Genomic DNA, 19,515 nt, shown 5'->3' with positions numbered 1-19,515 from the left:
ATAAGCTTCATGGCGATACTCTCCAACAAGAACAGCAGCCGGAGCCTCCCATGCCAGAAGAATACGAAGGCGATTCCCGTCCCTCTTCGCAAGCGGCGCGGACATCTGATTTCAATGAAATGGCCGCCGCCATCGCCGCCGCCATCTCCGTCTGGGCCCTGGCCACTCTGATCGCCATCATCGCGGGCTATCACGGCAGTGGGGCGACCAATACCATCAACCTGCTGGTGATGGTCTCGGGGGGTCTGGGATTCGTGGGACGCCGCTGGCAACTGGGACGTCGATAGCGGCCCGGGAACTCACCAGTCCCCAGGCGCAGCACCAACAATCTGCCTACTGATTCTCACACGAAGCGGAACTGGTTATCATCGGCGCCCTGAAATCATGGCAGGGATGCTCATGTCCTATCTGGTCTTGACCCGTCGTACCGACGAAATCATCAATCTGTCCCTCAAGCCAGGCGCCGATGAAGAACAGCTGCTGGATCTGCTGTTCAATGGCGGCATCAATATCCGCATCCTCAAGGTGCAGGGCGATCGGGTGCAGGTAGGCGTCCAGGCGCCTGCCGACATCAACATCATGCGTCAGGAGTTGCTGCCCTTCTAGATCGACCGGTAGCCGCCAGGCGCTAGCTGGACCAGGGCGAATGGCGATTGCGCACGTACTCGAAGCGCCCTTCCAGCCCCGTCCATTCCACGCCCTGCCAGAGCTCGGGCGCCAGCGTCCCTTCGGCCTGCAGATCCGCACGATAGTGGGGGAAGAACGGCTGGCCATTGCGCAGCACGATCACGTTGTGGCGCTCCTCGATCTGGGCGATGAGGTCCAGAACGGCTTCGGCCGAGCGTCCGCCGCTCAGGCAATAGCAGCTGCCATATTGGTGCAGCATGCTTTCGAAGCGGTAACGATAGAGGGTGCAGCGATCGGTTTCGAGGTGAACGTTCTGCCCCTTGGCATCCTGCAAGGCGTGATGAACGCAGTGGTCGCAATCCTCGAATTCCTGACGCGACTCCACCCACTCACCGAGAAACTGCTTCTTCCACCGCCACACCAGCAGCCCACGATCTTCAGGCCGTGAATACACGCTGACCTTGTAGAACATCGCTCGACTCCTCTTATTGTTATGCGCCGAAGCCATCGTCCAACGGCTGCCGCCTGCTGCTCGGCCATCGGAGATCGCACGCTCTGAGGCGTACCTTTCCAGCATCGCTCCATTTGCCCGAGGCGTCCAGCCATTCCCGGCCGCCGATCACTACCGCTCGACGGCATGCAGCTGCCACGGACATCGCTGCGTTGGCTGCCGAACCGGCCGCGGCTTCGTCCAGCTTCGATACCAGATGCCGGCGGTCCTGCTTCCCAAACAATCCGCGTCAGACCGGGGCAAACCACCTATCCAGAGCCAAAATCCGGCCAATAAAAAACCCCGAGGTGCCTGGCACGCTCGGGGTTTTTCAGATTTGGCGGAGAGATAGGGATTTGAACCCTAGGAGCCATTGCTGACTCAACGGATTTCGAATCCGTCCCGTTCGACCACTCCGGCATCTCTCCAACGCGGCGCATGATACCAGCCATGCGGACAAAAGCGAACAAGCAATTGCAAAAAAAGCTCTGGTATCAGCGGCTTGCGTTTAGAGCGGGACGCCCAGGCGCTGGGCGACCTCTTCGTAGGCCTCGATCACACCACCCAGACCCTGGCGGAAGCGATCCTTGTCCATCTTCTTGCGGGTTTCCTTGTCCCACAGGCGGCTGCCGTCCGGGCTGAATTCGTCGCCCAGCACGACCTTGCCGTGGAACAGACCGAATTCCAGCTTGAAGTCCACCAGCAGCAGGCCGGCGTCATCGAACAGCTGCTTGAGGATGTCGTTGATGCGGAAGGTCAGCGCCTTCATCTCGGCCAACTGGTCGAGGGTGGCCCAGCCAAAGGCCTGGACGTGGCTTTCGTTGACCATGGGGTCGTGCAGCGCATCGTTCTTCAGGAAGAGTTCGAAGGTCGGCGGCGTCAGCTCCAGCCCCTCTTCCACGCCCAGGCGGCGCACCAGGCTGCCGGCGGCGAAGTTGCGCACCACGCACTCCACCGGAATCATCTCGAGCTTCTTGACCAAGCATTCGTTGTCGCCCAGCAGCTGCTCGAACTGGGTGGGGATACCGGCGGCTTCCAGCTTCTGCATGACGAAGGCATTGAACTTGTTGTTCACCATGCCCTTGCGCTCGAGTTGCTCGATGCGCTCGCCATCGAAGGCAGAGGTGTCGTTGCGGAACAACAGGACCAGGCGATCGGGATCGTCGGTGGTGAATACCGACTTGGCCTTGCCACGGTAGAGTTCTGCGCGTTTTTCCATCTTGGACTCCGGTTCGAATGGCTTGCAGGCTGTGGACGAACGCAGGTGAGACGACCGGTTCGGAACGAGTACAGCCGGGAAGCGCAGTTTACATAGGATCGTGGATCTTTTGGCCGTACAGCAGCGCCCGGCCGCCAAAGAAAAACCTGGTCAGCACCTCAGGCGATGGCCTGCCATTCCAGACCCTGCTGCTGATCGGCGATCTGCAGCCAGTCCGCGTCGCAGCCCAGCACGTTGGTGAAGCAGGCGCGGGCGAGCCAGGGGTTGTTGTTCTTCTCGCTCAGGTGGGCGAGCACCAGATGCTGCAGGCCCGGACAGGCCAGCTCCATCACCAGATCGGCCGATTGGCGGTTGTTGAGATGCCCGCGCACTCCGCCGACCCGCGCCTTGAGGTGATAGGGATAGGGGCCTGCGGCAAGCATGTTGCTGTCGTGATTGGCTTCGATCACCAGGGCATCCAGGCCGCGGTAATGCGCCAGCACGCCTGGGGTCGCCTCGCCGAGATCGGTGAGCACGCCCAGGCGCTTGCGGCCGTCGTCGAAGACGAACTGGGTCGGCTCCAGGGCGTCGTGGGACACCTGCACCACGGTCACTTCCAGCGCATCCAGCACCAGCCGTTCGCCGTCCACCAGCAGCCCCTGGGCCGCCACCGGCTTGCGCAGGCCACGCCCGGTACCGGCGCTGTAATAGACCGGCACCCCGTGCTTGCGTGCCAGCAGCTCGACGCCCTGCACGTGATCGGAGTGTTCGTGGGTGACCAGGACGGCATCCAGCTGGGCAGGTACCACACCCAGCCGGGCCAGGCGACGTTCGGCTTCCCGCAGGGAGAAGCCGCAGTCGATCAGCACATAGCTGTTATGGCTGTGCACCAGGGTCGAGTTGCCCCGACTGCCGCTGCCCAGGATTGCGAAGCGCATATTGCATGCTCGTCTGAAGCTTTTTCAGCACGCCTTCGGCGATGTCCTGGGGTGCTGCGGTGTTGATGGTCTTGTCCAGGGTGACCTGGACGGTGTTGCCCACCGAGGTGAGGCGCACCTGGAAGCGCCGGGCGCGGGCGTCTTCCTCTTCCTTGGTCTCGCCCTTGCCGAACAGGCGGCCGAAGAAGCCCGGCTTGCGCTCTTCAGGCTTCTGCGCGCCTTCGGCGATATTCACGTAGTAGACGCCCAGGCTGCGATCCATGTCGTCGACGCGGATGTCGGCGCCTTCGATGGCGCGACCCACGCTGGACCAGGCGCGATTCAGATCGCTTTCCAGCACCAGCATGGGCACGCCGCTGCCGTCGACCTCGTAGGTCACGCGCTCCGGGGTGTCGTAGCCACCGGCGGCCAGCAGCGAGACCGAGCCACTGCCCTGCTCGCTGCGGTCCAGGCCGGCCAGCACCTGATTCAGCAGGGCGTCATCGAGCGCCGAGCTGTTCTGGCTGCTGGACCAGGACGGCTCGCTGGAGCTGCCCTGGCTGCGGGTCTGGGTCTGGAGGAAGATCTCGCTGCTGCCCGACTGTACGCCCGGCTCGATGCGCAGGCGGGTCCGCAGCTCGTTGCCCGGTTGCAGGCGGCCGTTGGTGCTCAGGCTGCGCGCCAGCGGCGTCGATAGCTCGGTGGGCGCCTGCCAGGCGGTGATGATCTCACCGGTCTGCGGGCGCTCTTCGGCAATGCGGAAGCCATTGTCGGTCAGGTACTGACGAGCCACCGGCCAGACATTGGCCGGGACCTTCTGGGCGGCCAGCCAGCGGGCATTGCCGCTGCGCTGCACGCTGAACTGCTCGTTGCCACCCCCCTGGACGGCCAGCGCCTGGGGTTTCGGCACTTCGAAGCCATAGGAGCGATTCTGGGTATCGGCCACATTGGCCGGGATCGGCAACAGCGGATCCATCGGCTTGGCCTGGACATCCGTCGGCACCTGCATGGGGCCGGTCTCGCGGGATTCGAGGTAGTCATTGCCGCGATCGCGGAAATAGCCATGCTCGCCCCACACCCAGCTGCAACCACTGGCGGTGGCCACGGCCAGACCCAGCGTCGTCAAACCCAGAACACGTTTCATCGACTGCTTCCTAATCACGCCAGCACTCCCGCCTGACGCAGGGCCTGACGTACCACTTCGTGGCAGCGCGAGCTGAGCCAGGTCAGCGGCAGACGGATACCGGCGTCGATCATGCCCATTTCATGCAGGGCCCACTTCACCGGGATCGGATTCGATTCGATGAACAGATTCTTGTGCAGCGGCATCAGCTTTTCGTTGAGCGCGCGTGCGGTGTCGGCATCGCCACGCATGGCGGCGGCGCAGAGTTCGCTCATGGCGCGCGGCGCGACATTGGCGGTCACCGAGATGTTGCCCTTGCCGCCCAGCAGCATGAGTTCGGCGGCGGTGGCGTCATCGCCCGAGTAGACCAGGAAGTCCTTGCTGACCCGGGAGAGAATGTCGCGTGCGCGCGCCAGGTCGCCGGTGGCTTCCTTGATGCCGATGATGTTCGGCACCTTGGCCAGCCGCTCGACGGTCTCGGCCAGCATGTCGCAGGCGGTGCGGCCGGGCACGTTGTAGAGGATCTGCGGAATGGCGACGGTTTCGGCGATCATGCGGAAGTGCTGATACAGCCCTTCCTGGGTCGGCTTGTTGTAATAGGGCACGACCAGCAGACAGGCGTCGGCGCCCGCGTCCTTGGCGGCGCGGGTCAGGTCGATGGCCTCACGGGTGGAATTGCCGCCGGTGCCGGCGATCACCGGGATGCGGCCCTTGATCTGCTCGACCACATGACGGATCACGGCCACGTGCTCGTCGACGTCGACCGTGGCGGATTCGCCCGAGGTGCCCACCGCGACGATGGCGTCGGTGCCTTCGGCGAGATGGAAGTCCACCAGCTTGGTCAGGTTGTCCCAGTCGATACGCCCCTGGGCGTCCATAGGGGTGACCAGCGCCACCATGCTCCCCGCAATCATGCAACCGCTCCTGCCGGAAAAAGAGAGCGGTAATGGTACTGACGCCTCTGCGCCAGCACAAGCAACGTGCCCCCAACGGGCATTCCCCCCGCGAGCGCTTTTCGCTACCCTTCCGCCTTTGCCAGTCTGTATCTCCCCCTGCCAGGAACCCTAATGTCCGCTACCCCCCCGATTCGCGAACAATTTCTCGTCATCAGTGCGCTGGGCGCCAATCCCATGGAGCTGACCAACGTGCTCTACCGCAGCTGCATGGACAACCGCTGCGCGGTGGTCAGCAGCCGGCTGAGCCGGCACGGGGAATACAGCGCGCTGATCCTGCAGGTCTCCGGCAACTGGGACGGCCTGGCGCGCCTCGAAGGCGGCCTCGCCGGCCTCGGCAAGCGCCACGGCTTCACCGTCGGCGTCACCCGCAGCGCCGCCCTGGAGAATCGTCCCCAGGCCCTGCCGTACGTCGTCTATGTCAGCGCCGCCTATCGCCCGGACATCCTCAACGAACTCTGCCAGTTCTTCGCCGACCACAAGATCGAAGTGGAAAATCTGGTCTGCGATTCCTACCAGGCGCCCCAGACCGGCGGCACCATGCTCAACGCCACCATCACCGTGACCCTGCCCGCCGGCACCCAGATCAGCTGGCTGCGCGATCAGTTCCTCGATTTCGCCGACGCCCTCAATCTGGATGCCCTGATCGAGCCCTGGCGGCCGCAGAGCAACTGACCGAACCCGCAAGGAGCTGCCCATGAGCGTGACCCTCGACCAACCGCTTCCGGATTTCCAGGCCCAGGCCACCAGCGGCCTCGAGGTCTCGCCCGCCAGCCTGCGCGGTCGCCAGGCGGTGCTGTACTTCTATCCCAAGGACAACACCCCCGGCTGCACCACCCAGGGCCAGGGCTTTCGCGATCTGCACGAGCAGTTCCAGGCGGCCGATACCCTGATTCTGGGCGTCAGCCGTGACAGCCTGCGCACCCACGAGAATTTCCGCACCAAGCAGGGCTTTCCCTTCGAGCTGATCAGCGACAAGGACGAGACCCTCTGCCAGCTGTTCGACGTGATGCGGCAGAAGAAGCTCTATGGCAAGGACTACATCGGTGTGGATCGCAGCACCTTCCTCATCGACCGGGAAGGCGTGGTGCGCCAGATCTGGCGCGGCGTGAAGGTCCCCGGGCATGTCGCCGAGGTGCTGGCCGCCGCCCAGGCACTCAACCAGGCCTGATCAGGCCTTGCGCAGCCAGTAGCGAAAGGTCTCCCCCGTCACCTCTTCGCCCACCAGAGCATGGCCCGACAGCTTGGCGAAGGTGCGGAAGTCGCGTTGCGAACCGGCATCGGTCGCCACCACGGCCAGTACCTCGCCGGAAGACAGCCGATTGAGTTCCAGCTTGGCCTTGAGCAGCGGCATGGGGCAACTCAGGCCGCTGGCGTCCAGCTGGGCGGTCACGGCGCCGGTGTAGGGTTGGCTCAGATCGGCCATGGGATTCTCCATTGGGGGCTGCGTCAGTGCCCGGGGTTGCTAGGCACCCAGACGACGGGCCGCTAAAGTAGCGCTTTTGCGGCCACGAGTCTTGCCATGAACGTCCTGCGCCCCGCCCTGCTGTCCCTGGCGCTGCTCGCCGCGCCCTTTCTGGCGCAGGGGGCGAACGATCTGCCGTCGCTGGGCGACGCCAGCTCTTCGATCGTCTCGCCCGAGCAGGAGTTTCAGATGGGCCGCGCCTGGCTGAGCATGCTCCGCGGCCAGGTCCCGACCATCAACGATCCGCAGCTCAAGCAATTCGTCGAACAGACCGTCTACAAGCTGGCCGAGACCAGCGACCTGCAGGATCACCGCCTGGTCTTCATCCTGATCAAGGATCCCGAGATCAACGCCTTCGCCGCGCCCGGTGGGGTGATCGGGGTGAATGGCGGGCTGTTCCTCAAATCGGAAACCGAAGCCGAGTACGCGGCGGTCATGGCCCACGAACTGGGTCACCTGATCCAGCGCCACTTCGCCCGCGGGGTGGAAAACCAGCAACGCATGCAGCTGCCGCTGATGGCGGCCCTGCTCGCCGGGATCGTTGCGGCCGCGGCAGGCGGTGGCGACGTGGGGATCGCCGCCATCGCCTCGACCCAGGCGGCGGCGATCCAGAGCCAGTTGCGCTTTTCCCGCCTCAACGAGCAGGAGGCTGACCGCGTCGGCATCGTCAATCTTGAGCGCGCCGGCTACGATCCGCGCGCCATGCCGGAGATGTTCGGTCGGCTCGCCCGCCAGTATCGCTATGACCGTACCCCACCGGAGTTTCTGCTGACCCACCCGGTCACCGACAGCCGGATCGCCGATACCCAGGCGCGCGCCGAGCGTTTTCCCAAGGGCGGCGTCGAGGACAGCAAGCGCTTCCAGCTGATGAAGGTGCGCACCCAGATGTACTTCGAGGAGACCGCCGGCCTGCTGGTGAAGCGCTATCGCGCCCAGCTGCAGGAGGCGCCGGACAACGATCCGGTGCGCTATGGTCTGGCCATGGGACTGACCAAGCAGGGCCAGCTCAACGAGGCGCGCGACACCCTCGCGCCGCTGCTGCGCAAGGCCCCGGACGACATCAGCTACAACCTCGCCCAGGTCGATCTGGACATCACCGCCAATCGCCTGCCTGACGCCCAGAAACGCGTGCAGCGGCTGATGGACCTCTATCCGGACGATCTGGCCGTGAGTCTGGCCCAGGTGGACATGCTCGGCCGCACCAAGCAGGCCAAGGCCGCCAGCCAGTTGCTCGACAAACTGATCAAGCAGCGGCCGATCGATCCGGACCTGTGGAATCAGGCGGCGGACGTTCGCGGCCAGGCCGGTGATCTAGTCGGGGTGCACCAGGCACGAGCCGAGTACTTCGCCCTGACCGGTGACTACAACCAGGCGATCCAGCAACTGGGCTTCGCCAAGCAGCGCGCCGCCAGCAACTATCAGCTGGCCGCGCGGATCGACGCCCGCCAGCAGGAGATGATCGCCCAGCGCAAGCTGAGCGAAGAGATCCTGCGATAGAGCCCGGGCAGCGCCCTCAGGCGTTGCCCTTGACCTTCAGCTGCAGCGCCTGGGTGAAGTCGAGCATGCGCTTGAGCGGCTTGACCGCCCGGGGGATGAGCGCCGGATCGACCAGCACCTCGCCGGAGCCGTCGAGCAGGCAGTTGAGGGTGCGCTCCAGGGTGTTCATCGCCATCCAGGGACAGTGGGCGCAGCTGCGACAGGCGGCGCCGTTGCCGGCGGTGGGTGCCTCGATGAAGACCTTGTCGGGGCAGGCCTGCTGCATCTTGTAGAAGATGCCGCGATCGGTGGCGACGATGAACTGGCGATTGGGCAGCGTCTGGGCCGCCTTGATCATCTGACTGGTGGAACCGACATGGTCGGCCAGTTCGATCACCGCCTCGGGCGACTCCGGATGCACCAGGATGGCCGCCTCCGGATAGAGCCGCTTGAGGTCTTCCAGCTGGCTGGCCTTGAACTCCTCGTGGACGATGCAGGAGCCTTCCCACAGCAGCATGTCGGCGCCGGTCTCGCGCTGGATATAGCGACCCAGGTGGCGATCGGGGGCCCAGAGGATGGTCTCGTCGTTGTCCATCAGGTGCTCGACGATGTCCAGCGCGCAGCCGGACGTCACCACCCAGTCCGCGCGGGCCTTCACCGCGGCCGAGGTGTTGGCGTAGACCACCACGGTGCGCTCGGGATGCTGGTCGCAGAAGGCGGAGAATTCCTCCACCGGGCAGCCCAGGTCCAGGGAGCAGGTGGCCTCCAGGGTCGGCATCAGCACGCGCTTTTCCGGGTTGAGGATCTTGGCCGTCTCGCCCATGAACTTGACCCCGGCCACCACCACGGTGGACGCCGGGTGGCGATTGCCGAAGCGGGCCATCTCCAGGGAGTCGGCGACGCAACCGCCGGTCTCCTCGGCCAGCGCCTGGATCAGCGGATCGGTGTAGTAGTGGGCGAGCAGCACCGCGTTCTGCGCCTTGAGCTCGCGGGCGATGGCGGTCCTGTAGGCCGCGATCTCGTCCGGCCCGAGCGCCTTGGGCTGCTTGGCGGCCAGATGGGCCTGGACCAGGAGACGTTCGGAAATCTGCACCATGGCGGGTACCTGAAAACGGGGGTCGTCAAGGCCGCGCATCATAGCAGCATCCTCGCCGACTCCCTATGGGCGCCAGCGGCAGCCGTCGCCAACAGTGGCCATCTGCCGCTAATGTCTGGCAACACTTGGCTTTTCACTTCTGCGGCGGCCATGGGTCCGAGACAGGAACGCCCGGTGAGCGTCTCGCCTGGGCCCTCTGCTGGAGATCTAGCGTGCCGTCCCGTTCGACCTCGCGTTCCCGAACCCTCGAGCAGGCTCTCGCCACCCTGCTGGATAAGCTACGCGCCCTGCGGGGTGCCCTGGAGCAGGCCGCCGCCGAGCCGCGGCTGGATCGGCAGGCGCTCAATCCCGCCTACCGCGCCAGTGCCCAGAATCTGCTCGCCTATCTGGCGCTGCGCGACAACGATCTGCATGGCCTGCAGCTGCAACTCTCCGCCCTGGGGCTATCGTCCCTGGGGCGCTCCGAAGCCGCCGTGCTGCCGACCTTGGCGACCCTCATCAACACCCTGGAGCGCCTGCTCGGTGGCCGCCCGGCGACGCGGCCGACGACCAGGGCCGCCAACCCCCTGGCAGACCATGCGCGGGCATTGTTCGGCACGCCCGCCGCCGCGCGGGAGGTACGCATCATGGTCACCTTGCCCAGCGAGGCCGCAGACGATTATGCGCTGGTACGCGACCTGCTGGCGGGCCATATGGATTGCGCGCGCATCAACTGCGCCCACGACGAACCGGCCAGCTGGATGCGCATGATCGAACACGTGCGGCGGGCCAGCGCGGAGCTGGACCAGCCCTGCAAGGTATTCATGGACCTGCCGGGCCCCAAGCTGCGCACCGGGCCCATCGCCACGGGCGTGGCGGTGAAGAAGGTCAAGCCCGAGCGCGACGCCCAGGGCCGCGTCCGTCAGCCGGCGCGGGTCTGGCTGACCGGCCGCCGCCGGCCGCGACCGGCGCCCTCCCCGGCGGCCGCCAGCTTCCAGGTGGGCGAACGCTGGCTAGCTGGCCTGCGGGCGGGCGAGCGAATCCAGCTGAGGGACACCCGCCAGGCGCGGCGGCGCTGGACGGTCGTCGAGGTCGGAGACCAAGGCTGCTGGGCGGAGGCGACCAGGACCAGCTACCTCACGCCCGGCCTGCGCCTGAGCGTCGAGCGCGATGGGCGCAGGCGGCACAGTCGCATCGGCGACTTCGCCCCGCAGCCGGGCGCCCTGCGGCTGGCCGAGGACGATCTGCTGATCCTGACCGCCGACCAGACGCCCGGTCGGCCCGCCAGCCAGGACAGCGGCGGGCGCCTGCTGACCCCCGCCACCCTGGGCTGCACCCTGCCCCAGGTATTCGCCGACGTCCGTAGCGGCGAGCCGGTCTGGTTCGACGATGGCAAGATCGGCGGGCTGATCGAACGCGCCGATCAGGACGCGCTGCAGATCCGCATCACCCAGGCACCGGGCGGCGCCAAGCTCAAGGGCGACAAGGGCATCAACTTTCCCCAGAGCACCCTGCGGCTGGCAGCACTGGGCGAACAGGACCTCGCGGCCCTGGCCTTTGCCGCCGAGCATGCGGACGGCATCGAGATGTCCTTCGTCAACAGCGCGGACGACGTCCGCGCGCTGCTCGCGGAACTGGCGCGCCTGCAGGCCGAGCACCTGGGTGTGGTGCTGAAGATAGAAACGCGCCGGGGCTTCGACAACCTTCCCGCCCTGTTGCTGGCGGGCATGCAGCGCGGCGGCTTCGGCGTGATGATCGCCCGCGGCGATCTGGCGGTGGAAGGCGGCTTCGAGCGCCTGGCGGCGCTGCAGGAAGACATTCTCTGCCTGTGCGAAGCGGCCCATGTGCCGGTGATCTGGGCGACCCAGGTGCTGGAAAACCTGGCCAAGAAGGGTTCGCCTTCGCGTGCTGAGATCACTGATGCCGCCACCGGGGTCCGCGCCGAATGCGTGATGCTCAACAAGGGCCCGCACATCCTCAAGGCGGTCGCCACCCTGGATGAACTGCTGGTGCGGATGCAGGGCTACAACAGCAAGAAGCGCCAGCTGCTGCGCAAGCTGGAACTGGCTTCGCCCTGGGCGGACTGATCCGCCCGGGGCTGGTCAGGCCTGGAGCACCTGCAGGCGACCCGCTTCCAGTCGCACGCGAGCGCCATAGGGCCAGGCCTGGTTTTCCGGGCCATGGCCGCTGGGCAGGCCGCGATAGAGGGCGATGCCACGCGGCGCCAGCCATTCGGCGAAGATTTCTTCCAGCGACTGCTCGACGTTACGCGGCGGGCAGTCGGTGAAGGTACCCAGGCAGACCGCGCCAATGCGGTGCTCGGTGAGGTTGCCGAGCAACTGGCAAAGGCTGCGCTCCAGTCGATAGTAGGGCTCGCCGACGTCTTCCAGCATGAGGATGGCGCCGTCGTGGGGGCGCAGCGCCGCCGCGGTCCCGACCACGCTGGCCAGGGTGGTCAGGTTGCCGCCAATCAGTTCACCGGCGGGCACCTGGGCCGGACCGGCCAGGCGTTCCAGCTGCCAGGCCGGACGGCTGCCGGCGCACAGCTCCAGGACCGAGTCCAGCGAGCGGGTACGGGCCGCCTGGGTAGCCGGATCCTCGTCACGACGCCCCCAATCCAGGGCGCCCGGGCCGTGAATGGCGGTGAGACCGCGGCGGTGAAAGGCCTCCAGCAGCACCGTCAGGTCGGAATAGCCGATCAGCGGCCGGCCCTTGCTGCTGGACAGCCGCGACCAGTCCAGCCAGGGCAGCAACTGCGCGGACCCGTAACCGCCGCGCAGGCACCAGACCGCATCCACGTCCGCCTGGCTGAAGGCCCAGTGCAGATCCGCGGCGCGCTCCTCGGCGGTACCGGCGAGATAACGATGGCGCCTGAGCGCCTGCTCGCCCAGGACCGCTTCGATGCCGGCGGCCTGCAGTTGCTTGATCGCCGCCGTGACCAGCTCTTCCTTGACCGCACCCGCCGGACTGACCAGCGCCACACGCCGCACGGGATTCATTCCAGCACCTCCACCGGCATGCCGGCTTCGAGGGTGCCGCGCCCCAGGGGGATGACGTTAATGCCGAACAGCATGCGATTGTCCTGGAAGCGATATTCGCGCAAGGCCGTGAGCGGCTGTCGATCCGGGTCCTTTTCGCCGGTCACCGGATCCTGGGTGATGACGATGCAGCGCGAGCAGGGACAGGCGACGGCGAAGTCCACCGCGCCGATGCGCAGGCGCTTCCAGCCGTCTTCGGCGTATGCGGGCGTACCCTCCACCACCAGATTCGGCCGGAAGCGCAGCATGTCCAGTGGCTTGCCTACCCGCGCCACCAGATCGGCCAGGGAGGCCTCGCTGGTCAGCAGCAAGGGGAAGCCGTCGGCGAAATGCACCTTCTGCCCCGGCTCGGCGAAATCGGTATTGATCTGGCGGGCATGGCTCTCGGCGATGTGCACCAGGCGGCAGCGGCGACCGAGGAAGTCGCTCAGCCAGGCATCCGCCGCAGCGGCGACCGGCGCCTGCAGGGTGTCGCGCCAGATGTTCACGCCGAGGTGTTCGGCGGTGGTATCCGGCACCGCCACGTCGAGCGGCGTCCGGCCCGGCGCGCTCAGGCGCAACCGATCGGCGGCCAGCCAGCGCGCCTCGATGTGATTCATCTGCGCCAGCTGGCGCAGCGTCAGGAAGCGACCGGTGTCGGCATCCACCACCATCCAGCGGCGGTCACCCACCAGGCCCAGGGCATCCACCTCCGCCTGGACGAGGGATTCCACGGCCGTCGACTTGACGGGATAACGATAGAGGGCACTGAGGTGCGACATGGGCGCGGCTTCCTGGCGGCGGACAAAGGCCGTCAGTGTAAGGGAGGCGCCGGAGCGGCGAAACCGCGAGGTCAGCCCTCGGCCAGCACCAGGCGGCGGCGGACTTCCTCGACCAGCTGATCGGGCTGGAACTTGGAGAGGAAGGCGTTGCAGCCGACCTTCTTCACCATGGCTTCGTTGAAGCTGCCCGACAGCGAGGTGTGCAGCACCACATAGAGGTCCGCGAGCCGCGGATCCTGGCGGATCTCGGTGGTCAGGCGATAGCCGTCCATTTCCGGCATCTCGGCATCGGTCAGCACCATCAGCAGCTTTTCGGTCAGCACCACGCCATCATCGGCCCAGGCCTTGAGCTTGCGCAGGGCCTGCAGGCCATCGGTGGCAACGTGGAATTTCAGATCCAGTTGCACCAGGGTGTCGCGCAGCTGGCCGATGGCGGTGCTGGAGTCGTCCACCAGCAGCACCTCGCGACCGCGAGCCTTGGCCAGCAGCGGATCGTCCAGGCGTTCCTGGGAAACCTTGACGTTGTAGGGGGCGATCTCGGCCAGCACCTTTTCCACGTCGATCACCTCCACCAGGCGGTCTTCGATGCGGGTGATGGCGGTCAGATAGTGCTGGCGTCCGGCGCCACCGGGCGGGGCCTGGATGCTGTCCCAGTTGAGGTTGATGATGCGATCGACGCTGCCGACCAGGAAGGCCTGCACCGAGCGGTTGTACTCGGTGACGATGATGGTGCTGTTCTCGTTGGGCGTGATGGGTCGCATGCCGATGGCGGCGGCCAGGTCGATCACCGGCAGGGTCTGGCCACGCAGGTGGACCACGCCACAGATCATCGGATGGCGCTTGGGCATCTGGGTCAGGCGCGGCAGCTTGAGGACTTCCTGCACCTTGAACACGTTAATGGCGAACATCTGTCGGCTGGACAGCTGGAACATGAGAATTTCCAGACGATTCTCGCCAACCAGCTGGGTGCGTTGATCGACGGTGTCGAGAATGCCGGCCATGGAAAGTCCACTCCAAAGATAAGTCAGGTCACAGGCTATCGGCGGCAGCGGTCGATTCTTGAGGCCCGGAAACAGCGAAGCCGCCCAACAGGCGGCTTCGCTGGAACAGCTGCGGATCAGGCGCGTGGCAGGGTCACGCCACGCTGGCCCTGGTACTTGCCACCGCGATCCCTGTAGGAGACCTCGCAGGCCTCGTCGGACTGCAGGAACAGCATCTGGGCCACGCCCTCGTTGGCGTAGATCTTGGCCGGCAGGGTCGTGGTGTTGGAAAACTCCAGGGTCACGTGGCCTTCCCACTCGGGCTCCAGCGGGGTGACGTTGACGATGATGCCGCAACGGGCATAGGTGCTCTTGCCCAGGCAGATGGTCAGGACGTCGCGCGGGATACGGAAGTATTCCACGGTGCGGGCCAGGGCGAAGGAGTTCGGCGGAATGATGCAGACGTCGCTGACCACGTCGACGAAGCTCTTGTCGTCGAAGTTCTTCGGGTCCACCACCGCCGAATGGATGTTGGTGAACACCTTGAATTCGTTGGCGCAGCGCACATCGTAGCCGTAACTGGACACCCCGTAGGAGATCACCCGGCTGTCGTCCGCACCGCGCATCTGGCGCTCGACGAAGGGCTCGATCATGCCGTGCTCCTGGGCCATGCGGCGAATCCACTTGTCCGATTTGATGCTCATGGCAGGTCTAGCTCCGGGGCGAAAAATTGACCGCGCATTGTATTGGATAGCGGCGCGGTCTCAAAGGCGAACGGACGAAATCAGTCGTCGCTGACGGTGATGGTCGGCATGCCGCCGCCGCCCTGGCCGCCCTGGGCGATGCGGGCGCCGACCTTGCGCGCCAGTTCCTGGTAGATCAGCGCGATCTGGCTGTCGGGATCGGCGATGGCGGTGGGACGTCCGGCGTCGGCCTGCTCGCGGATGGCCATGGCGAGCGGCAAGGAAGCCAGGAGATCCACGCCGTACTGCTCGGCCAGCTTGCTGCCGCCGCCTTCGCCGAACAGGTGCTCGACGTGGCCGCAGTTGGAGCAGATGTGCACCGCCATGTTCTCCACCACCCCGAGCACCGGGATGTTGACCTTCTGGAACATCTCCACACCCTTCCTGGCGTCCAGCAGGGCCAGGTCCTGGGGCGTGGTGACGATCACCGCGCCGGCCACCGGCACCTTCTGCGCCAGGGTCAGCTGGATATCGCCAGTACCGGGCGGCATGTCGATCACCAGGTAGTCGAGGTCGTTCCAGGCGGTCTGGGTGATCAGCTGGATCAGGGCGCCGGAGACCATCGGGCCACGCCAGGCCACCGGGGTCTTGTCATTGGTCAGGAAGGCCATGGACATGACCTCGACACCATGGGCCTGCAGCGGGATGAACCACTTCTCGTCGCGCACCTCGGGACGGGTGCCCTCGGCGAAACCGAACATGATGCCCTGGCTGGGGCCATAGATGTCCGCGTCCAGCACGCCGACCCGGGCGCCTTCGCGAGCCAGCGCCAGGGCCAGGTTGGCGGCGGTGGTGGACTTGCCCACCCCGCCCTTGCCCGAGGCCACGGCGATGATGTTCTTGACGTTGCCCATGGCCTCCAGCTGCGGCTGCGCCGCGTGAGGCGCGATGATGCAATCGACCTGGATCTCGGCGGTCTCGACCCCGGGCACATTCTCCAGCGCGGTCTTGAGCACCTGGGCCAGGCCACCCTTGAACAGTCCGGCGGCATAGCCCAGTTCGAAGCGGGCGCGCACCCGGCCACCGTCCAGCGCGAGGTCGCGCAGGGCGCCGGCGCTGAGCAGGTCCTGTTCGAGATAGGGATCGTGATACTGGCGCAGCGCGGCCTCGATGGCCTCGCGAGTCGGAGCGGTCATGCAGACTCCCGGAAACAGCGGATAGGAAAGACAAGCTGCGGCCTATGCTACCCACTGTCCTTGCTAAAGCCTATCCACGCGGCGCTACACTCCCGGCTTTCCCCTCGCCCGTGGAGCCCTGCGTGAACGCCTCTTCCCTGCACATCAGTTCCACCTTCGACAGCGGCGCCGTCGAGGTGCTGTCCCTGGCCGATCACGCGGACATCCGCCTGCGCATCCGCCCGGACACCGCCTCGCCCTTCACCCAGTGGTTCCATTTCCGCCTCGAAGGCGCCCGGGGCCTGCCCTGCCAGCTGAGCTTCGACAACGCCGGCGAGTGCGCCTACCCAGAGGGCTGGCGCGACTATGGCGTGGTCGCCAGCTATTGCGGCCAGGAGTGGTTCCGCATTCCCACCCGCTACGACGGCAAGACCCTGAGCTGGACCGTCACCCCGGAACACGACAGCCTGTTCTTCGCCTATTTCGAACCCTATCCGGAGAGTCGTCACCTGGCCTTCATGGGCGAGGCGCAACGCCATCCCGCCGTCCGTCTGGAAACCGTCGGCCGTTCGCTGCTGGGACGTTCGCTGGACCTGCTGCGCATCGGCACGCCGGGCGCCGGCAAGAAGAACATCTGGATCATCGCCCGCCAGCACCCCGGCGAGCCCATGGCCGAGTGGTTCGTCGAAGGCCTGCTGCGCCGCCTGCTCGGCCTGGGCGAGCACCAGGGCGACCCGGTCGGTGCCAAGCTGCTGGAGCACGCGGTACTGCACGTGGTGCCCAACATGAATCCCGACGGCTCGGCTCTGGGCAACCTGAGAACCAACGCGGCCGGTGCCAACCTCAACCGGGAATGGCTGGAGCCGGACGAGGGGCGCAGTCCCGAGGTGCTGGCGGTACGCCGTGCCATCGCCGCGAGCGGCTGCGACCTGTTTCTCGACATCCACGGCGACGAGGCCCTGCCCTATGTCTTCGTCGACGGCTGCAACGGTCTGCCCACCTTCGGCGAGCGCGAGGAAGCCGAGCAGCTGGCCTTCCTGCAGCGGTTCCAGCGCGCCAGCCCGGATTTCCAGACCCAGTACGGCTATCCCCGCGGTCATTTCGGCAGCGAGACCCTCAAGCTCGCCACCAAGTACGTCGGCTATACCCATGGCTGCCTGGCCCTGACCCTGGAGCTGCCATTCAAGGACAACGCCAACGATCCCCGCCCGGACGTCGGCTGGAACGGTGCCCGCAGCGCCGCCCTGGGTGCGGCCATGGTCAGCGCTCTTTACTGGCAACTGGCCGATCTCTAGGCCAGCTCCAGTCCCCGCCCATCCCCACGGATGAAACCGACCGGCCATTTCGCTATGATGGTCGGTCACCTTATCAGCGCCGCGATCCAGCCAAGACCATGACCGAGCCCCGCAAGATTCTCGTCACCAGCGCCCTGCCCTACGCCAACGGCTCCATCCACCTCGGCCACATGGTCGAGTACATCCAGACCGACATCTGGGCCCGCTTCCAGCGGCTGCGCGGCAACCAGTGCATCTATGTCTGCGCCGACGACGCCCACGGCTCGGCGATCATGCTGCGCGCCGAGCGCGAGGGCATCACGCCCGAGCAGCTGATCGACAACGTCAAGCGCGAGCACAGCGCCGACTTCGCCGACTTCGGCGTGGCCTTCGACAACTTCCACTCCACCCACGCGGAAGAGAATCGCGAGCTGTCGCGCGCCATCTACCTGAAGCTGCGCGAGAACGGCCACATCGCCACCCGTCCGGTCACCCAGTACTTCGACCCGGACAAGCAGATGTTCCTGGCCGACCGCTTCATCAAGGGCACCTGCCCCAAGTGCGGCAGCGCCGACCAATACGGCGACAACTGCGAGAAGTGCGGCGCCACCTACGCGCCCACCGAGCTGAAGGATCCCAAGTCGGCCATCTCCGGTGCGACCCCGGTGCTGCGCGAATCCGAGCACTTCTTCTTCAAGCTTCCCGACTTCGCCGAGATGCTCAAGGGCTGGACCCGCAGCGGCGCTCTGCAGGAATCGGTGGCCAACAAGATCGCCGAATGGCTGGACGCCGGGCTGCAGGAATGGGACATCTCCCGCGATGCGCCCTACTTCGGCTTCGAGATCCCCGACGCCCCGGGCAAGTACTTCTATGTCTGGCTGGACGCCCCTATCGGCTACATGGCCAGCTTCAAGAATCTCTGCGATCGTCGCGACGACCTGGACTTCGACGCCTACTGGAACAAGGACAGCACCGCCGAGCTGTACCACTTCATCGGCAAGGACATCGTCAACTTCCATGCGCTGTTCTGGCCGGCCATGCTCGAAGGTGCCGGCTACCGCAAGCCGACCGCGCTGAGCGTCCACGGCTTCCTCACCGTCGACGGCCAGAAGATGTCCAAGTCCCGCGGCACCTTCATCAAGGCGCGCACCTACCTGGATCATCTGAATCCCGAATACCTGCGCTACTACTTCGCCGCCAAGCTCTCGCGCCATGTCGAAGACATCGACCTGAACCTCGAGGACTTCGTGCAGAAGGTCAATTCCGACCTGGTGGGCAAGGTGGTCAACATCGCCAGCCGTTGCGCCGGCTTCATCCACAAGGGTAATGCCGGCCTGCTAGTGGACGCCCAGGCCGCGCCCGAACTGGAAGCCGCCTTCCGCGCCGCCGCGCCGAGCATTGCCGAGGCCTACGAGACCCGTGACTTCGGCCGTGCCATGCGCGAGATCATGGCCCTGGCCGACCGCGCCAACGCCTGGATCGCCGACCGGGCGCCCTGGAGTCTGGCCAAGCAGGACGGCAAGGCCGACGAGGTCCAGGCCATCTGCGCCCAGGGCATCGAATTGTTCCGTCAGCTGGCGATCCTGCTCAAGCCGGTACTGCCCAACCTGACCGCCGACGCCGAGCGCTTCCTCAAAGTCGCCCCCCTGACCTGGGCCGACCTCGACACGCGCCTGGCCAACCACCAGCTCAATGCCTTCCAGCCCCTGCTCACCCGCATCGAACCCGCCAAGGTGCAGACCATGATCGACGCCTCCAAGGAAGACCTGGCCGCCCAGGCCACAGCCCAGCCCGCCGGCAATGGCGAACTGAGCAAGGCCCCGCTGGCCGAGACCATCGACTTCGATACCTTCTCCAAGGTCGATCTGCGCATCGCCCTGATCGAGAAGGCCGAATTCGTCGAAGGCGCCGACAAGTTGCTGCGCCTGACCCTGGACATCGGCGATGCCAAGCGCAACGTCTTCTCCGGCATCAAGAGCGCCTACCCGGAGCCGAGCCAGCTCGAAGGCCGCCTGACCCTGTACGTCGCCAACCTGGCGCCACGCAAGATGAAGTTCGGCGTCTCCGAAGGCATGGTGCTGGCCGCCGGCCCCGGCGGTACCGAGATCCACCTGCTCAGTCCCGACAGCGGCGCCAAGCCCGGCCAGCGGGTGATGTGACAGCGACGGCGCCGAGAGCCTGCTCAAAGGCGAGCGAGCTAGCGACAAACAAGGCGAACATGGCTGAGGAAGCGGAGTTTACAAAGCGTAAATGAGCATTCCGAAGCCATTTTCAACGCAG

Annotated in this window: 20 protein-coding genes and 1 tRNA gene; 8 read left to right on the top strand and 13 right to left on the bottom strand. The window is 65.9% G+C overall.

The genetic code is table 11. The features are described 5' to 3' along the window. The first annotated feature begins 50 nt into the window (after positions 1-50). Together QMX82_RS04410 and QMX82_RS04405 are read left to right on the top strand one after the other, a co-directional pair. Complete coding sequence (locus tag QMX82_RS04410; RefSeq protein ID WP_282281356.1) at positions 51-287, top strand: hypothetical protein; 237 nt, start codon at positions 51-53, stop codon at positions 285-287. A gap of 112 nt (positions 288-399) precedes the next feature. Beyond that, positions 400-606 carry a carbon storage regulator gene (locus QMX82_RS04405; protein WP_282281355.1) on the top strand — a complete coding sequence of 69 codons (207 nt, stop codon included), beginning with the start codon at positions 400-402 and terminating at the stop codon, positions 604-606. A gap of 22 nt (positions 607-628) precedes the next feature. Here QMX82_RS04405 and QMX82_RS04400 read toward each other — a convergent pair whose 3' ends face one another. The 6 genes from QMX82_RS04400 to dapA all read right to left on the bottom strand — a co-directional run bounded on the left by QMX82_RS04400 (position 629) and on the right by dapA (position 5,269). After that, positions 629-1,099 (bottom strand): hypothetical protein, encoded by a 471-nt coding sequence (locus tag QMX82_RS04400; RefSeq protein ID WP_208694772.1) that lies wholly within the window; start codon positions 1,097-1,099, stop codon positions 629-631. 356 nt (positions 1,100-1,455) lie between these two features. Next, positions 1,456-1,545: transfer RNA gene (locus QMX82_RS04395), tRNA-Ser, on the bottom strand. An 80-nt stretch (positions 1,546-1,625) separates the two neighbouring features. Continuing rightward, entirely contained in the window at positions 1,626-2,336 is a 711-nt protein-coding gene (gene purC / locus QMX82_RS04390) for a phosphoribosylaminoimidazolesuccinocarboxamide synthase (RefSeq protein WP_007162774.1), read from the bottom strand. 158 nt (positions 2,337-2,494) lie between these two features. Then, positions 2,495-3,253: an MBL fold metallo-hydrolase gene (locus QMX82_RS04385; RefSeq protein ID WP_282281354.1), complete on the bottom strand. Its 759-nt coding sequence runs from the start codon at positions 3,251-3,253 to the stop codon at positions 2,495-2,497. Further along, the gene (bamC, locus tag QMX82_RS04380) at positions 3,192-4,376 is read right to left on the bottom strand and encodes an outer membrane protein assembly factor BamC (protein WP_208694769.1); all 1,185 of its coding nucleotides are present in this window, start codon (positions 4,374-4,376) and stop codon (positions 3,192-3,194) included. The genes QMX82_RS04385 and bamC overlap by 62 nt, the downstream gene beginning before the upstream one ends. A gap of 14 nt (positions 4,377-4,390) precedes the next feature. Next, positions 4,391-5,269: a 4-hydroxy-tetrahydrodipicolinate synthase gene (gene dapA, locus QMX82_RS04375; RefSeq protein ID WP_187978988.1), complete on the bottom strand. Its 879-nt coding sequence runs from the start codon at positions 5,267-5,269 to the stop codon at positions 4,391-4,393. A gap of 153 nt (positions 5,270-5,422) precedes the next feature. On the opposite strand from dapA, the gene QMX82_RS04370 reads away from it, so the two are divergent. Together QMX82_RS04370 and QMX82_RS04365 are read left to right on the top strand one after the other, a co-directional pair. Then, positions 5,423-5,983, top strand: a complete 561-nt coding sequence (locus QMX82_RS04370; protein WP_007162770.1) for a glycine cleavage system protein R — start codon at positions 5,423-5,425, stop codon at positions 5,981-5,983. 22 nt (positions 5,984-6,005) lie between these two features. Continuing rightward, positions 6,006-6,479, top strand: coding sequence for a redoxin domain-containing protein (locus QMX82_RS04365; protein ID WP_133859407.1), 474 nt, complete (start codon positions 6,006-6,008; stop codon positions 6,477-6,479). On the opposite strand, the gene QMX82_RS04360 is transcribed toward QMX82_RS04365, so the two are convergent. Beyond that, the gene (locus QMX82_RS04360) at positions 6,480-6,734 is read right to left on the bottom strand and encodes a sulfurtransferase TusA family protein (protein ID WP_282281353.1); all 255 of its coding nucleotides are present in this window, start codon (positions 6,732-6,734) and stop codon (positions 6,480-6,482) included. It abuts the gene before it with no gap. A gap of 96 nt (positions 6,735-6,830) precedes the next feature. On the opposite strand from QMX82_RS04360, the gene QMX82_RS04355 reads away from it, so the two are divergent. Next, complete coding sequence (locus QMX82_RS04355) at positions 6,831-8,270, top strand: M48 family metalloprotease (RefSeq protein ID WP_187978986.1); 1,440 nt, start codon at positions 6,831-6,833, stop codon at positions 8,268-8,270. Between the two features lie 16 nt (positions 8,271-8,286). Here the strand turns inward: QMX82_RS04355 and nadA are convergent, their stop codons facing one another. Further along, the gene (gene nadA / locus QMX82_RS04350; protein WP_187981338.1) at positions 8,287-9,345 is read right to left on the bottom strand and encodes a quinolinate synthase NadA; all 1,059 of its coding nucleotides are present in this window, start codon (positions 9,343-9,345) and stop codon (positions 8,287-8,289) included. A 212-nt stretch (positions 9,346-9,557) separates the two neighbouring features. Here nadA and QMX82_RS04345 point away from each other — a divergent pair, with 212 nt between their 5' ends. Then, a complete protein-coding gene (locus QMX82_RS04345) occupies positions 9,558-11,411 on the top strand; it encodes a pyruvate kinase (protein ID WP_282281352.1) in 1,854 nt (617 codons plus the stop codon). Positions 11,412-11,426: 15 nt separating this feature from the next. Here QMX82_RS04345 and QMX82_RS04340 read toward each other — a convergent pair whose 3' ends face one another. From QMX82_RS04340 to apbC, 5 genes are all read right to left on the bottom strand, one after another. Further along, a complete protein-coding gene (locus QMX82_RS04340; RefSeq protein WP_282281351.1) occupies positions 11,427-12,323 on the bottom strand; it encodes a S66 peptidase family protein in 897 nt (298 codons plus the stop codon). Further along, on the bottom strand, positions 12,320-13,123 hold the full coding sequence (locus QMX82_RS04335) for an MOSC domain-containing protein (RefSeq protein ID WP_282281350.1): 804 nt from the start codon (positions 13,121-13,123) through the stop codon (positions 12,320-12,322). The genes QMX82_RS04340 and QMX82_RS04335 overlap by 4 nt, the downstream gene beginning before the upstream one ends. A 71-nt stretch (positions 13,124-13,194) precedes the next feature. Next, a complete protein-coding gene (locus tag QMX82_RS04330) occupies positions 13,195-14,124 on the bottom strand; it encodes a chemotaxis protein CheV (protein ID WP_187978982.1) in 930 nt (309 codons plus the stop codon). Positions 14,125-14,240: 116 nt separating this feature from the next. Next, positions 14,241-14,807: a dCTP deaminase gene (gene dcd / locus QMX82_RS04325; protein WP_187978981.1), complete on the bottom strand. Its 567-nt coding sequence runs from the start codon at positions 14,805-14,807 to the stop codon at positions 14,241-14,243. 80 nt (positions 14,808-14,887) lie between these two features. Continuing rightward, on the bottom strand, positions 14,888-15,982 hold the full coding sequence (gene apbC, locus QMX82_RS04320; RefSeq protein WP_282281349.1) for an iron-sulfur cluster carrier protein ApbC: 1,095 nt from the start codon (positions 15,980-15,982) through the stop codon (positions 14,888-14,890). Positions 15,983-16,104: 122 nt separating this feature from the next. On the opposite strand from apbC, the gene QMX82_RS04315 reads away from it, so the two are divergent. After that, positions 16,105-17,256, top strand: a complete 1,152-nt coding sequence (locus QMX82_RS04315; protein WP_282281348.1) for a M14 family metallopeptidase — start codon at positions 16,105-16,107, stop codon at positions 17,254-17,256. Positions 17,257-17,354: 98 nt separating this feature from the next. Then, positions 17,355-19,394 (top strand): methionine--tRNA ligase, encoded by a 2,040-nt coding sequence (gene metG / locus QMX82_RS04310; RefSeq protein ID WP_282281347.1) that lies wholly within the window; start codon positions 17,355-17,357, stop codon positions 19,392-19,394. The last annotated feature ends 121 nt before the right edge of the window (positions 19,395-19,515 follow it).

It is taken from the genome of Pseudomonas sp. PS02302, assembly GCF_029959585.1.
Taxonomy (GTDB): Bacteria; Pseudomonadota; Gammaproteobacteria; order Pseudomonadales; family Pseudomonadaceae; genus Chryseomonas; species Chryseomonas aestiva.
Note: the sequence above shows the minus strand (reverse complement) of the source record. Positions and strands in the feature narration are given on the sequence as shown.